The sequence below is a fragment of the Streptomyces sp. NPDC021212 genome (assembly GCF_044332925.1).
Lineage (GTDB): Bacteria > Actinomycetota > Actinomycetes > Streptomycetales > Streptomycetaceae > Streptomyces.
The window spans coordinates 316,735-330,318 of sequence record NZ_JBIRPZ010000006.1 but is presented as its reverse complement, the minus strand read 5'-3'; the positions used below and the strand labels follow the sequence as shown (position 1 = coordinate 330,318).

At 73.5% G+C, this 13,584-nt stretch carries 14 protein-coding genes; 8 read left to right on the top strand and 6 right to left on the bottom strand.

Annotated features, from left to right (window positions below; all coding sequences use genetic code 11):
* Positions 1-10: 10 nt before the first annotated feature.
* The 7 genes from ACH4SI_RS18675 (at position 11) to ACH4SI_RS18645 (ending at position 6,692) form a co-directional block, all read left to right on the top strand.
* Positions 11-1,189 (top strand): CdaR family transcriptional regulator, encoded by a 1,179-nt coding sequence (locus tag ACH4SI_RS18675; protein WP_398296841.1) that lies wholly within the window; start codon positions 11-13, stop codon positions 1,187-1,189.
* Positions 1,190-1,213: 24 nt separating this feature from the next.
* Entirely contained in the window at positions 1,214-1,537 is a 324-nt protein-coding gene (locus tag ACH4SI_RS18670) for a hypothetical protein (RefSeq protein ID WP_398296840.1), read from the top strand.
* A gap of 141 nt (positions 1,538-1,678) precedes the next feature.
* Positions 1,679-3,094, top strand: coding sequence for a glutamine synthetase (locus ACH4SI_RS18665; protein ID WP_398296839.1), 1,416 nt, complete (start codon positions 1,679-1,681; stop codon positions 3,092-3,094).
* 3 nt (positions 3,095-3,097) lie between these two features.
* Positions 3,098-4,267: an amidohydrolase family protein gene (locus ACH4SI_RS18660; RefSeq protein WP_398296838.1), complete on the top strand. Its 1,170-nt coding sequence runs from the start codon at positions 3,098-3,100 to the stop codon at positions 4,265-4,267.
* Positions 4,268-4,329: 62 nt separating this feature from the next.
* Complete coding sequence (locus ACH4SI_RS18655) at positions 4,330-4,683, top strand: hypothetical protein (protein ID WP_398296837.1); 354 nt, start codon at positions 4,330-4,332, stop codon at positions 4,681-4,683.
* A gap of 87 nt (positions 4,684-4,770) precedes the next feature.
* Complete coding sequence (locus ACH4SI_RS18650) at positions 4,771-5,568, top strand: SDR family NAD(P)-dependent oxidoreductase (RefSeq protein ID WP_398296836.1); 798 nt, start codon at positions 4,771-4,773, stop codon at positions 5,566-5,568.
* 59 nt (positions 5,569-5,627) lie between these two features.
* On the top strand, positions 5,628-6,692 hold the full coding sequence (locus ACH4SI_RS18645; protein ID WP_398296835.1) for a zinc-dependent alcohol dehydrogenase family protein: 1,065 nt from the start codon (positions 5,628-5,630) through the stop codon (positions 6,690-6,692).
* Between the two features lie 21 nt (positions 6,693-6,713).
* Here the strand turns inward: ACH4SI_RS18645 and ACH4SI_RS18640 are convergent, their stop codons facing one another.
* The 3 genes from ACH4SI_RS18640 to ACH4SI_RS18630 form a co-directional block, all read right to left on the bottom strand.
* The gene (locus ACH4SI_RS18640) at positions 6,714-8,219 is read right to left on the bottom strand and encodes an MFS transporter (protein ID WP_398296834.1); all 1,506 of its coding nucleotides are present in this window, start codon (positions 8,217-8,219) and stop codon (positions 6,714-6,716) included.
* Positions 8,216-8,851 (bottom strand): TetR/AcrR family transcriptional regulator, encoded by a 636-nt coding sequence (locus ACH4SI_RS18635; protein ID WP_398296833.1) that lies wholly within the window; start codon positions 8,849-8,851, stop codon positions 8,216-8,218. The genes ACH4SI_RS18640 and ACH4SI_RS18635 overlap by 4 nt, the downstream gene beginning before the upstream one ends.
* Positions 8,852-8,924: 73 nt before the next feature.
* Positions 8,925-9,875, bottom strand: coding sequence for an SDR family NAD(P)-dependent oxidoreductase (locus ACH4SI_RS18630; protein ID WP_398296832.1), 951 nt, complete (start codon positions 9,873-9,875; stop codon positions 8,925-8,927).
* 52 nt (positions 9,876-9,927) lie between these two features.
* Here ACH4SI_RS18630 and ACH4SI_RS18625 point away from each other — a divergent pair, with 52 nt between their 5' ends.
* Complete coding sequence (locus ACH4SI_RS18625; protein ID WP_398296831.1) at positions 9,928-10,341, top strand: MerR family transcriptional regulator; 414 nt, start codon at positions 9,928-9,930, stop codon at positions 10,339-10,341.
* Here ACH4SI_RS18625 and ACH4SI_RS18620 read toward each other — a convergent pair.
* From ACH4SI_RS18620 to ACH4SI_RS18610, 3 genes are all read right to left on the bottom strand, one after another.
* Entirely contained in the window at positions 10,275-11,516 is a 1,242-nt protein-coding gene (locus tag ACH4SI_RS18620; RefSeq protein ID WP_398296830.1) for a serine hydrolase domain-containing protein, read from the bottom strand. The genes ACH4SI_RS18625 and ACH4SI_RS18620 overlap by 67 nt on opposite strands.
* A gap of 69 nt (positions 11,517-11,585) precedes the next feature.
* Positions 11,586-12,320, bottom strand: a complete 735-nt coding sequence (locus ACH4SI_RS18615; RefSeq protein WP_398296829.1) for a response regulator — start codon at positions 12,318-12,320, stop codon at positions 11,586-11,588.
* Positions 12,317-13,492 carry a sensor histidine kinase gene (locus tag ACH4SI_RS18610; RefSeq protein ID WP_398296828.1) on the bottom strand — a complete coding sequence of 392 codons (1,176 nt, stop codon included), beginning with the start codon at positions 13,490-13,492 and terminating at the stop codon, positions 12,317-12,319. The genes ACH4SI_RS18615 and ACH4SI_RS18610 overlap by 4 nt, the downstream gene beginning before the upstream one ends.
* Positions 13,493-13,584: the final 92 nt, after the last annotated feature.

Genomic DNA, 13,584 nt, shown 5'->3' with positions numbered 1-13,584 from the left:
CGATCCGCCCATGGACCCTCTGAGTGGCCACCCCGTCCTGACCCCGCAGCTGGCTCAGGAGATCGCCCATGACATCGGCCGGATCACCGGCTTCAATGTGCTGATCACCGATCCCGGGGCGGTCGTCATCGGCTGCGGCGACCTCTCGCGCGTCGGCACCGTCCACGAGGCGTCACTGGAGGTGGTGCGCACCGGGCGGCCCTCCATTCACACCGCCGGGCAGGCGAGCCGGATGCGCGGGGTGCGGCACGGGATGAGCCTGCCGATCACCGTCGGGGAGGAGGTGATCGGCACGGTCTGTCTGACCGGGGAGCCCGCGGAGGTGGACCGGTTCGGCCTGGTGGTCCGGCGGCAGGCCGAGATCCTGCTGGAGGAGGCGGCGCTGCTGCGCTCGCGCATGCTCCACGAGCGGGCGGTCGACGACTTCGTACGGGACGTGGCGCTCTACGACCCCGAGGTGGTCGACGCCGGGGCGGTGGACGCGCGGGCGGTGGAACTGGGCCTGGCCCCCGGCGCGGCCCGGGCCGCGCTGCTGCTGGAGGTGCGCATGGCCGGCGAGGGCGCGGCGGTCTCCCGGATCACGGTGCTGCGGACCGTACGGGAGGTGTTCCGGGACCGGCAGGACGTGGCGGGCGAGCAGGCGGCGGGGCGGTACGTGGTGCTGGCCGCCGCGCACGGTGAGCGCGCGGCCCCGGGACGGCTCGCCGACGCCTGCGACCATCTGCTGTCGCGCTTGCGCGAACGCCATGGGCTGGACGGGCGGATGGCCGTCGGCGAGCCCGGCACGGGCACCACCGGGATGCACCACTCCTACCGCGACGCGGCCACCGCACTGCGCACCGGACCGGCCGTCGCTCCGGGCGACCGCGTCTTCATCGCCTCCGAGCTGCGGGTACCGCATCTGCTGGGGTCCGTTCCACGCCAGGGCAGGGCGCGGTTCGCCGATGCCGCGCTGGGGGACCTGCGCGGCCAGCCGGACTGGCCGACGCTGCGGGAGACGCTGGTCGGCTGGGCGGAGGGCGGTTTCCACCTGGTGCGGGCCGCGGAGCGGCTGCACATCCACCGGAACACGCTCCTGTACCGGCTGGAGAAGATCGGAAAGCTGTCGGGGAAGCAGGTGCGGGAGCCGGCCCAGGCCATCGAGATGTATCTCGCCTGCCTGACCGACATCCTCCAGGGGCAAGCCTGACCTGAGAAGCCCTTGGAGTTGTCCGTGCGCACCCACCGTCTGTTCCCCTGCTCGCCGCCGCCCTGGCCGCGACCGCCCTCACCGGCTGCGGCCCCGCACGGTCCGCGGACTCGGCGTCGGCGTCCGAGCGCCTGCCGGGCGCCCGGCAGGCGGACGGCGCCTGCCACCACCCGCGCCGACAACGCCGGACTGGTCCCGGACTATCCGCGCGACGCGCTGTCGAAGAAGCTCGACGCGGTACGCGCCGGACACACCGTCACAGTCGACGACGACCCCTGGTACCTCAACGCCGGACCGACCGCCGCGCGTGTCGTCCTGCACGACATCACCGAGCACCTGGGCGGCTGAAGCGGACCCGGACGTTCGCGACGGTTATGGGGAAGGCATATCCCACCGTCACGCCCCGTATGCGATCGGGACAATCCGTCACCATAATGCCCTCCGCAGGCAATAGTCTCGGCGTAGAGGCCGCGGCGGAGGAGGTAGCCCATGGGGACGGGCGATCGCGAACAGGCACAGGCACGGGCGCGGCAGGAAGCCGACCGGCTCACCGCGCAGGGCATCCATGGCATCGCGCTGACCTGGGTGGACAACGCGGGGCTCACCCGGGTGAAGTCCGTGCCCACCGGGCGGCTCGCGCACACCGCCCGGCGTGGCGTCGGCATGTCGCCCGTCTTCGACGTGTACCTCGTGGACGACTCCATGACGACGAGCCCTCATATCGGCGGGCCCGACGGCGATCTGCGGCTCTTCCCCGATCTCGGCCGGCTCACCGTGCTGGCCGCCCAGCCCGGCTGGGCGTGGGCACCGGCCGACCGCTACGCCCAGTCCGGCCTGGAACACCCCACCTGTCAGCGGCTGTTCGCCCGCCGGATGACCGAGCGGGCGCAGGGGCGGGGGCTCGCGCTGCGCATGGGGTTCGAGACGGAGTGGATCGTCACCACGGGCGGCACCGGCGGCAACGGCGCGCCGCGCCCCGCCCGCGACACGCCCGGCCCTGGGCCGTACGGCGCCGATTCGGGACCGCACTACGCCGGTGCGGGCCCGGCCTACGGCATGGCGCGCCTGGTCGACCTCTCCGGCTATCTCGCCGATGTGCTCGACACGCTGCACACCCAGGGCGTGGAGGTGCTGCAACTGCATCCGGAGTACGCGGCCGGGCAGTTCGAGGTGTCCGTGGCGCCCGCGGACCCGGTGGGCGCCGCCGATCTCGCCGTCCTCGTCCGCGAAACGATCCGCGGGGTGTCGGCACGGCACGGGCTGACCCCGCTGTTCGGCCCGGTGGCCGAGGCGGGCACGGTCGGCAACGGCGGCCATCTGCACCTGAGTCTGTGGCAGGGCGACCGCGATCTGTGCCGGGACGGGGACGGCCCGCACGGCATGACGGCGACCAGCGAGGCGTTCCTCGCCGGAGTGCTGCGCGCCCTGCCCGCCCTGCTCGCCGTCGGCGCCCCCTCCCCGGCGAGCTATCTGCGGCTCGAACCCTCCCGCTGGGCGGGGGCGTACCAGTGCTGGGGGCTGGAGAACCGCGAGGCCGCGCTGCGCTTCATCACCGGCGCCCCGGACGACCCGGGCGCGGCCAACGCCGAGATCAAGTGCTTCGACCCGGCCGCCAACCCCTACCTGGTCACGGGGGCGGTCATCGCCGCCGGGCTCGCCGGGCTCGACGCCGGGCTCACGCTGCCCCCACCGGTGGCCGGCGACCCGGCGCGGACGGGCCGGGAGCGGCGGCTGCCGACCTCGCTGCCCGCCGCGCTGGAGCACTTCGAGGACTCGGCCGTGCTGCGCGAGGCGATGGGCGATCCGCTCTTCGAGTCCATCGCCGCGGTACGCCGCGCCGAGGCGGCGCTGTTCGAGAAGGCCACCCCGCAGGAGATCGCGGCCGCGACCCGGGGACGGTACTGAACGATGCATTCCGCCGAGGGGACGGCGCCGACCGGGCTGTCCCTGCCGCCGCTGGTGGACCACCACTGTCATGGGGTGGCCCGCCGCGAACTGGACCCCGCCGCGTTCGAGGCGTTCCTGAGCGAGTCCGACGCGCCCGCCGCGCTCGGCACCACGTTCTTCGACAGCCAGCTGGGCTTCGCGCTGCGCCGCTGGTGCCCGCCGCTGCTCGATCTGGAACCGCACTGCCCGCCCGCCCGCTATCTCGCCCGGCGGCGGGAGCTGGGGGCGCGGGAGGTCAACCGGCGGCTGCTGAGCGCCGCCGGGATCACCGAGTTCCTCGTCGACACCGGCCTCCCGGGCGACCTCACCACCCCGGACGAGCTGGCCGCGGCGGCCGGCGGCACCGCGCACGAGATCGTCCGGCTGGAACACCTCGCGGAGCGGACCGCCGACACCTCGCGCAGCGCCGACGACTTCCTGGCCGGGCTCGCCGACGGGATCCGGGAGGCCGCCCGTACCGCCGCGGGCTTCAAATCGGTGGCCGCCTACCGCTACGGCCTCCACTTCGAGCCCGACCCGCCGGCCCCCGCCGCCGTGCACACCGCGGCCGAGCGCTGGCTCGCCCACCGGGCCGAGGGCGGCGCGCCCGCGGCCCGGGTGACCGACCCCGTGCTGCTGCGCCATCTGCTGTGGTCCGCGGCCCACACCGGGCTGCCGCTCCAGCTGCACACCGGCTTCGGCGATCCGGATCTGCGGCTGGACCGCTGCGATCCGCTCGCGCTCACCGACTTCATCCGCGCCGTACGCCCCACCGGCTGCTCGCTGATCCTGCTGCACGGCTATCCGTACCACCGCGGCGCGGCCTACCTCGCCGCCGTCTTCCCGCACGTCTACGCCGACGTCGGCCTGACCCTGACCCACACCGGGGCGCGGGCCGGGGCGGTGCTCGCCGAGATGCTGGAGCTGGCCCCCTTCGGCAAGGTGCTCTTCTCCACCGACGCCTACGGACTGCCCGAGCTGTACGTGGTGGGCGCGCGGCTGTTCCGGGAGTCGCTGACCGGGCTGCTGGACCAGTGGGTGCGCGAGGGCGCGTGGTCGAGCGGCGACGCCGGGCGGGTTGCGGCGCTCCTCGGCGCGGACAACGCGCGCCGAGTGTACGGGCTCGGCAGCACAATCACCCGTGACCATTAGCCTTGACCGCAGAATCACCGGTTTGCGGGGCGCTGGGCGACGGTTTTCGCCACGATGGTGGGATGGACGAAGAGCAATTCGTGGAGCGCGCCCGGCAGTTCGCGCTCCATCTGGCCGAGCTTCAGTCGCGCCTCGACCCCGCGTCGTACGATCTGCTGCTGCGCATCCTGCACGGCATCAACGACGCCATCGTGGGCCGGTCCGCGGGCGGCCCCACCGGTATCGACGTACCGTTCACCGCGCTCGACCGGGACCTGTTCACCCCCGCTCTCGGGCGGGAGCTGGCCGAACTGACCAGTCTGCTGGGGCCGCACGGGCTCCAGTTGGTGGTCGAATTCGGCAGTCGGCAGGAGCGCGACCGGCGCGAGGTCGAGGCGATAGCCCGGGTCAGCGGCATGGATCCCGGCGGCGCCTGACCGTTTACCGGCGGGTACGGTTCGGCGTGGGACGGCGACGGTACGTGCCGTCGCCCCCGCCATGTCAGCGTCGCCGGAGGAGAACGCATGCGGATCAGCGGCACCACCGTCCTGCTCACCGGAGCGACCGGGGGCATCGGGCAGACCCTCGCCCGGGCTCTCGCCGCCAAGGGTGCCAAGCTGCTGCTCACCGGGCGCCGCGAGGAGGTGCTGCGGCCGCTGGCCGAGCGGCTCGGCGCCCGTCCGCTCGTGGCCGACCTGGCCGACCGGTCCGATGTGGAGCGCCTCGTCGAGGAGGCGGAGGCGGCGGACACCCGCATCCTCATCGCCAACGCCGCGCTGCCCTCCAGCGGCGACGTCCTCGGCTACGACACCGACCACCTCGACCGCGCCCTCGACGTCAATCTCCGCGCCCCGCTGCTGCTGTCCCGGCTGATGGCACCGCGGATGGTCGCCGCGGGCTCCGGGCAGCTGGTGATGATCGGCTCACTGTCGGGCCGTACCGCCTCCCCCGGCGCCGCGCTCTACAACGCGGCCAAGTTCGGGCTGCGCGGGTTCGCGCTCGGGCTGCGGCAGGACCTGCACGGCACGGGCGTCGGGGTCACGCTGGTGCAGCCCGGGTTCGTCGGTGACGCCGGGATGTTCGCCGACTCCGGCGCCTCCACGCCTCCCGGGGTGCGTACGATCACCACCCGCCGGGTGGCGGCCGCCACCGTCCGCGCGATCGAACGGAACCGGGGAGAGGTGAACGTGGCCCCGCTGGAGCTGCGCTTCGGCAGCGCCCTCGGCGGCCTCTTCCCCACCCTCGCCGAGCGCGCCCAGCGCCAGGCGGGCGCCGGGCGGACGTCGCGGCAACTCGCCGACGGGCAGCGCGACAAGCGCTGAGGACGGCGTGGTGTAGGTTCGGGCGACCCCACCGGGTGTTCGAGCGAGGGAGCGGGTTCATGCGTGCTGTGGTGTTCGACGACTTCGGGCGCAGGCCCGAGGTACGGACCGTCGACGATCCCACCCCCTCCCGGCGCGGCGCGGTGATCCGCGTCGAGGCCACCGGGCTGTGCCGCAGCGACTGGCACGGCTGGATGGGCCACGACCCGGACATCCGGCTGCCGCACGTCCCCGGCCACGAACTCGCGGGCACGATCGAGGCGGTCGGGTCCGACGTCCTGAACTGGCGCCCCGGTCGGCGGGTCACCGTGCCCTTCGTCTGCGCCTGCGGACGCTGCGCCGCGTGCGCGGACGGCGCCCAGCAGGTGTGCGAGCGGCAGACGCAGCCGGGCTTCACCCACTGGGGGTCGTTCGCCGAGTACGTCGCGGTCGAGAACGCCGACATCAACCTCGTCGGCATACGGAACGAACTGCCCTTCACCACCGCCGCCTCGCTCGGCTGCCGCTTCGCCACCGCGTTCCGCGCGGTGGTGACCCAGGGGCGGGTCGCCCCGGGCGAATGGGTCGCCGTGCACGGATGCGGCGGAGTCGGGCTGTCCGCCGTCATGATCGCTGCGGCCTGCGGGGCGCGGGTCGTCGCGGTCGACATCTCCGCCCGGGCGCTCGCCCTGGCCTCCCGTTTCGGCGCGGCGGTCTGCGTGGACGCGTCCTCCACCCTGGGCTCGGTGGCCGAGGCCGTCGCGGACGCGACGGGCGGCGGCGCCCATGTCTCCGTGGACGCGCTGGGCTCGCCCCGTACCTGCGCGGCCTCCGTGGGCAGCCTGCGCCGCCACGGCCGCCATGTCCAGATCGGCCTGATGCCGCCCGCCGCCGGAAACCCGATGCTCCCGATGGACCGGGTCATCGCCCTCGAACTCCAGCTGCTGGGCAGCCACGGCATGGCCGCCCATGCGTACGGGCCGATGATGGAGATGGTCGACGCCGGGACGCTGCGGCCGGACCTGCTGGTCACCGACGTCATAGGGCTGGACGCCGTCCCCGAGGCCCTGTCCGCGCTGCCGTCGGCGGCGAGGGGCGGAGTGACGGTGATAGAGCCCCACCGCGACGCGTCGTCCGCCCCCTGACGGACGGCGAACTCAGGCGGATCACTTGGCCGTTGACCCTGCGGCAGGTTCGCCGGGCGTCGCCCGGGCCGCGGCGCGCGGGGCGGGTCCGCGGCCCCCCGGGGTGGGGATGGTGATGTCGCGCATCGCGAGGACCGCCGCGAGGGCGAGGACTCCCGCGACGGCCCCGCCCCAGGCGACCGTGGAGCCGATCGTCGTGGCGCTCCCGGTGGCCGTGCCGTAAGCGCCCATCAGGGACTGCGCGCAGGCCAGCCCGAAGGTGCCGCCGATCTGCTTGGCGAGGGCCGAGCCCGCGGTGGCCGTGCCCATGTCGGCGGCGGGTACGGCGTTCTGGGTCGCGAGGGTGATGCCGCCCATGGCGGGCCCCGTACCGAGCCCGGCGATCAGCAGCCACCCGCAGATCAGCGCCGTCGGCGTCGCCGCGCCCAGGGCGAAGAACGCGCCGGTACCTGCGGTGAGCAGCCCGGCGCCGGTCAGGAGCGCCGGTTTGGGGTGGCCGCTGCGCAGAATGGCGGCGGCGGTGAGCCGGTTGCTCAGCGCCATGCCGGTCATCAGGGGCAGGAGCAGCAGACCGGAGGTGGTCGCGGAGTGGCCCCGTACGTGCTGGAAGTAGAGCGGTAGCAGGATTCCGACCGGCATCGCGGCGGCTTGGAAGAAGAACCCGCCGGTCAGCAGGGCGCTATAGGTGCGGTGCCGGAAGAGCCGGAGCGGCAGCACGGGGACGGACGCGCGGCGCTCGACGGCAACGAGCAGGGCGAGCAGGACCAGACCGCCGAGCAGACACCCCGCGACGGTGGGATCCGTCCAGGGCGGGACGTGTCCGCCCGCCGGGGTGCCCTTCAGGCTGAGACCGGTCAGGGTCAGTGAGAGACCGGCCGTGAGGAGGAGCACCCCCGCGATGTCGAGCCGTCCGGACGGCGCCACGGCGGGGCGTCGGTCCGGCAGGGCCAGGACGAGGACGGCCGCGGCGGCCAGGCCGATGGGGAGGTTGAGCCAGAATGCCCAGCGCCAGCCCGCGTGGTCGGCCAGCAGACCGCCGACGAGCGGGCCGCCGACCAGGCCGAGCACCAGCATCGTGCCCATCGCCGTCTGCATGCGGATCAAACCCTCCGTGCGGGAGGGCGGGTTGAGGTCACGGATCAGGGCCATGCCGAGGGTGAGCAGGGCCCCGGCGCCCAGCCCCTGCCCGGCGCGGCAGACGATCAGCGCTTCCATCGAACCGGCCAGGCTGCACGCGAGCGAGCCCGCCAGGAACAGGGCGAGCCCGCCCAGCAGCAGCCGGCGGCGACCGTACAGGTCCGAGAAGCGGCCGTAGACGGGCACGCTGATCGAGGAGGTCAGCAGGTAGGCGGTGACGAGCCAGACGTACCAGCCCTCGCTGCCGCCGATCTGCTCGACGATGCGGGGCAGGGCGGTGCCGACCACAGTGCCGTCGAGCATGGCGAGGAAGGCACACACCAGCAGGGCCAGGGTGATCAGGGTCCGGCGGCGGGACGTGAGGTGCGCATACCCGTCGGATGCGGTCACCGGCCCTCCCCCGGCCCGGTGAGCGCGCCGTGCAGGAAGAGGTCCACCAGTTCGTCGGTGGTCAGCGGGTCGGTCACGCCCGGCCGTCCGGAGAACATGAGCAGCAACTGGAAGGAGTCCGCGAGCCGTTCGGGGGCGAGCCGCAGGCTCTCCCGGTCCGGCTCCAGCAGGGCGGCCAGCGCCGCGCGCGGTGCGGCGAGCCCCGCCTCACGGTCCGGCAGCCCGCCGCCCTCGGCCGACGGACCGGGCGGCCTGCGCTCCAGCCGGCCGGTCGCGGCGAGGGCCCCGACGACGGCGCCGATACGGGTCATGTGACCGCGCATCACCTCGGCCGCCTCGGCGAGCCGGGCCGCGAGCGGCTGGTCCAGGTCGATCGCCTCCAGGTGGGCGACGGCGTCGTCGGGGCGCGTGGCCTCGGCCACGCAGGCGGCGATCAGGGTGTCCTTGTCGGGGAAGACGCGGAAGATCGTGCCCTCCCCGATGCCCGCGGCCCGGGCGATCTTCGCGGTGGTCACGGCGGCGCCGTATTCGACGACCAGGGGAAGCGCCGCGGCGACGATCATCTTGCGGCGCTGATCGGGGTCCATGGCGGGCGCCCGGCGCCGGGGCGGTGTGGGTGAGTTCTCCGTCATGCTGCGAAGAGTACGGAGTGAGTGCTCACTCCGTCAATGAGTGAGCACTCACTCCGCCACACCGGCACCCGGCTCAGAACGCGTTCACGCCGGTGAGTTCGCCGGACAGGTCCCACAGGCGCGAGGCGGCGTCGGGGTCGGTGGCCCAGGGCTTCACCCCGCCGATGAGCATGTCGTCGGTGGTGGCCGGCTCGGCGATGTCGCAGTCCTGGCAGTACGCGCCGCCGTGGGCGTCGAGCAGCGGGGAGGTCGCGGCCCAGACGGCCGTCGCCGCACCCTGCGACGGCGACTTGAAGCCGTCGGCGGGCTCGCCGTCCGGCGTCACCCAGCCAAGGCCGCACCACTCCTCGCGCGGGATGTGGCGCTGCAGCGGGGTGAGGATGCTGCCGGGGTGCACGGCGTAGGCACGCAGGCCACTGTCGGCACCGAGGCGGTCGAGGTGCAGGGCGAAGAGGGCGTTGGCGGTCTTGGACTGGGCATAGGCGAGCCAGCGGTCGTAGCCGGTGCGGAAGTGCGGGTCCTCCCAGCGGATGTCGCTCAGGAAGTGGCCCGACGACGCCACGGCCACCACGCGGGCGCCGGGGGCGAGGGCGGGGCGGAGGCGGCCCACGAGCGCGAAGTGCCCGAGGTGGTTGATGGCGAAGTGGGCTTCCCAGCCCGGGCCGACGCGGGTTTCCGGACACGCCATCACGCCGGCGCCGTTGATGAGGATGTCGAGCGTGCGGCCGGTGGCCAGGAAGCGGTCGGCGAACGCGCGCACACTCTCCAGGTCGCCCAGGTCGAGCGCGCCGACCTCCGTCCCCGGTATGCCCCGCAGCGCTTCCGCGGCGGTGTCGGTCCGCCGGGCCGGGACGATGACCCGCGCCCCGGCGCGGGCCAGGGCGCGGGTGGTTTCCAGGCCGAGCCCGGAGTATCCGCCGGTGACCAGGGCCGTGGTGCCGGACAGGTCGACCCCGGCGAGAACGTCGTCGGCGGTGCTGTGCGCGCCGTAGCCGGAAGGGAGCTTCCGCTGTTTCGTGATCACGCGGAGGACGCTAGAACCTCGACCGCACGCGAGGTCAAGGTACGGTTCCCCGATGAGCAACGGCTTGAGCATCGGCAAGGTCTCCGAGGCGACCGGGATGAGCGTGCACGCGCTGCGGTTCTTCGAGCGCGAGGGGCTGTTCCTGCGGGAGATCCCCCGTTCCGGCGGCGGGCAGCGGATCTACGAACAGGCCGATGTGGACTGGCTCGCGCTGTGTGACCGGCTGCGCGCCTCCGGCATGCCGATCGCGACGATCCGCACGTTCGCCGAGCTGGTCCGCCGCGGTCCGGGCAATGAGCCCGATCGGCTCGCGCTGCTCCGTGAGCACGAGGAGAACATACGGGCCAAGATCGACGAACTCGGCGCCTGCCTGGAGGTCATCCACACCAAGGTGACCGTCTACGAGCGGCACGTCCGCGACGGAACCGCCGCCGGGGTGTGGTCCCCGACGCGGCCGGACGCCTGAGGATCCGGCTTGCCGTAGGCGGCCACCCAGAGGTTCATGGCCACCTCGTTCATGTCCTGCCCTTTGGCGTCCGTGGAGTTGACGCTGTAGACCAGGGTGCGGCAGCCGTCGCGGGTGGAGGCGATGGCCGTGTTGTAGCCCCAGCGGCCGCCGGTCTTCCCCCACACTTCGCGGCCGCCCAGTTTCTTCATCGAGAGGCCGGCGGAGTACGCGGCCGGGGCGCCGCTGCCGAAGTCCGTCACCTTCGGCAGCGTGAACATCTCCCGCAGGAGCGGGCCGCGGACCACCCGGCCCCGGAACAGGGCCTTCGTGAACCGCTCCAGGTCCGCCGTGGTCGAGATGAGGTCCCCGGCCGCCCAGCCGTCCGTCGCGCTCCACACCGAAACGTCGCGCAGGCCGGTCGTGCCGTCGTCCAGCCTCATCGTCTGGTAGCCGTGGTTGTGCCGGCCGCTGATGCGCGGATCCGCCCCCGGGGAGTAGGTGTCGCGCAGCCCGAGCGGTTTCAGGACCCGGCGGGCCAGCTGATGCTCGTACGAGTCGCCCGTGACACGCTCGATCAGCAGACCGGCGATCGTGTAGCCGATGTTCAGATAGTGCTGCTTCGTGCCCGGCGCGAACTCACGCTTCTTCGATGTCGCCGAGCGGACCATGTCCTCGGGGTCATAGGTCCGGAAGCGGTTCGCGTACGCCTCCTCGACCGTGTTCCCGGGGAAATCGGGGGCCGGGATGCCGTGCGTGTGGTTGAGGAGTTCCCGGACGGTGACCTTCCCGTACGAAGCGGGGATCAGCTCCGGCAGGTAGGAGCGGGCGCTGCGGTCCAGGTCCAGTCTGCCCTCGGCGGCCAGTTGCAGGGCGACGGCCGCCGTGAAGACCTTGGTCACCGAACCGGCGCGGAAGCGGGCACCCGGATCGGCCGGCCGGTTGGTGTTCAGGTCGTGCACGCCCGAACTGCCCCGCCAGACGCCCTCGGCGCCGCCGACCCTGACCAGCGCGGCCGTCGCTGTCGCATCCGGCAGCTTCGCTATGGCGGCCTCGAGGGCGGGGACCGTGGGATCGGCGGGCCGCGCCGAGGCCGCGTGGGGCGGGGCGGACGCGAGGGCCGGGAGGGCCGCCGGTCCCGCGGCGACGCCGACGACGAGCGCGGCGGCCAGCAGCGTGCGGGTGGTGCTCTTCATGGGCAACTCCATGGGTGCGAGCCGTTGTTCTCGATGGCCCCATCCTGCTGACCAGCGGCCTTTCGCGGATCACCCGCACAGGCGGGTTTCGCCGGGCCGATTCCTCACCGGCGCGGGGGAGGTTCCGGGCCGGGGCGCTCCCCCGGGCGGGGGATCTCCGGCCGTGACGAGGCCCGTCTCGTACGCGCAGATCACCGCCTGGATCCGGTCCCGCAGCCCCAGCTTGGCGAGCACATGGCCGACATGCGTTTTGACCGTGTGGTCGCTGACGACCATCTCCGCCGCGATCTCGGCGTTCGACAGGCCCCGCGCGAGCAGCAGCAGCGTCTCCCGCTCCCGCCCGGTCAACACGTCCAGGCGGGCATCGGGCCGCCGCCGGGCGGCCGGGCGGGTGTACTGCTCCACCAGGCGCCTGGCCACGGACGGCGCGAGCAGCGAGTCGCCCCGCGCCACCACCCGTACCGCGTGCACCAGATCGTCCCGGCGTACGTCCTTCAGCAGGAAGCCGCTCGCGCCCGCGTGCAGCGCCTCGTACACGTACTCGTCCGAGTCGAAGGTCGTCAGCATCACCGTCCGGCAGGCGCCGGCCGCGCTGATCTCGCGGCATGCCTCGATGCCGTCCATGCCCGGCATCCGGATGTCGAGCAGCGCCACTTCGGGCGTGTGCCGCCGCACGGCCCAGGCCGCCTCGGATCCGTCGCCCGCCTCCGCGACCACCTCGATGTCCGGCTGGGCGTCCAGGATCATCGAGAAGCCGCTGCGCACCAGCTCCTGGTCGTCGGCCACCACCACCCGGATCGTCACCGCGCCACCTCCGCCGCGGACGGTACGGGGAGGCGTACCCACACCTCGAAGCCCCGGCCGTCCGGTCCCGGCCCGGTGACCGCCGTACCGCCGTGGGCCGCCGCCCGCTCGCGGATCCCGACGAGACCGTGGCCGGTCCGGGGACCGGGCCGTGGGCCGCGTCCGTCGTCCGTCACCCGTATGTCCACATCCCGCTCCGTGTACGTGAGTTGTACGGAGACGGTGCGGGCGGCCGCGTGCTTGACCGTGTTCGTCAGCGCCTCCTGGACGATGCGGAAGACCGTCGCCCCGGTCGCGTCCGTCAGCGGCCACGCGGACCCCGCCGTTCCGTAGACGACATCGAGGCCACCGGCCCGCACCCGGTCGAGGAGGTCGGGCAGACCGGCCAGGCCCGGTTGCGGTGCGCGCGGGGCGCCGCCCGGCTCCTCTTCCTCGCGCAGCACCCCCAGCATGCGCCGCAGCTGCGCCATGGCGTCCCGGCCCGTCTCGGAGATCGCGTCAAAGGCCGCCTCCGCCCGCTCCGGTGCCGTACGCACCGCCACCGGGCCCGCCTCGGCCTGCACGATCATCAGGCTCACCGCGTGGGAGAGGATGTCGTGCATCTCCCGTGCGATCCGGGCCCGTTCCCGCGCGGCGGCCTGTTCGGCCTCGACCCGGTTGGCCCGCTGCCGGGCGGCGGTCAGCCGCCCGAAGGCGTAGGCCGCCGCGAACACGAAGAAGGAGAAGGTGAGTTCGCGTGCCGTCCGGGTGTTGAGCCAGACCGACATCGGCACGGCCACCAGCACCAGGACTCCGGTGGTCAACCGCTTCCACGGCGGTGAAAGGACGGCGATGGTGTAGACGATGACGAGCCCGGTGTACGGCAGCGGCTGCCCGGGCCCTTCCAGCGCCGGCTTGTACAGCGCGCTGGTCGCCAGGATCGCGAACAGGGCGGCGAGGGGAGCCTTCCGGCGCCAGATCAGGGGGATCACGGTGAGCGTGGTCAGCCCGTAGGCGGGCCAGGTCGCCGGTGCGACATCGGCCGGGCGCGGCACCACGAACGGCATCGTCATCGCCGCCTGCACCAGGAACGCGACCCCGATGTCGACGGCCGGCGGATGGGCCGCCGACAACGCCCTGCCCCGCGCCCACCACCCCCGTAAGTGCTCCCGTAATCGCTCCCGTATGTCCATCACGGCCTGAGTGCCCTTTCGCGGTTTCGGCGGCGAGCGGCGCCGCCGCGTCAGATTACCCGTGGAGGTTGCGCAGCGGGGAGGGCGAACGA

Bases quoted from the DNA above. Each gene is read 5' to 3' on its own strand.
- ACH4SI_RS18650 (WP_398296836.1), top strand. From the start codon at position 4,771: ATGCGGATCAGCGGCACCACCGTCCTGCTCACCGGAGCGACCGGGGGC.
- ACH4SI_RS18665 (WP_398296839.1), top strand. From the start codon at position 1,679: ATGGGGACGGGCGATCGCGAACAGGCACAGGCACGGGCGCGGCAGGAA.
- ACH4SI_RS18635 (WP_398296833.1), bottom strand. From the start codon at position 8,851: ATGACGGAGAACTCACCCACACCGCCCCGGCGCCGGGCGCCCGCCATG.
- ACH4SI_RS18655 (WP_398296837.1), top strand. From the start codon at position 4,330: ATGGACGAAGAGCAATTCGTGGAGCGCGCCCGGCAGTTCGCGCTCCAT.
- ACH4SI_RS18625 (WP_398296831.1), top strand. From the start codon at position 9,928: ATGAGCAACGGCTTGAGCATCGGCAAGGTCTCCGAGGCGACCGGGATG.
- ACH4SI_RS18675 (WP_398296841.1), top strand. From the start codon at position 11: ATGGACCCTCTGAGTGGCCACCCCGTCCTGACCCCGCAGCTGGCTCAG.
- ACH4SI_RS18610 (WP_398296828.1), bottom strand. From the start codon at position 13,492: ATGGACATACGGGAGCGATTACGGGAGCACTTACGGGGGTGGTGGGCG.
- ACH4SI_RS18645 (WP_398296835.1), top strand. From the start codon at position 5,628: ATGCGTGCTGTGGTGTTCGACGACTTCGGGCGCAGGCCCGAGGTACGG.
- ACH4SI_RS18660 (WP_398296838.1), top strand. From the start codon at position 3,098: ATGCATTCCGCCGAGGGGACGGCGCCGACCGGGCTGTCCCTGCCGCCG.
- ACH4SI_RS18620 (WP_398296830.1), bottom strand. From the start codon at position 11,516: ATGAAGAGCACCACCCGCACGCTGCTGGCCGCCGCGCTCGTCGTCGGC.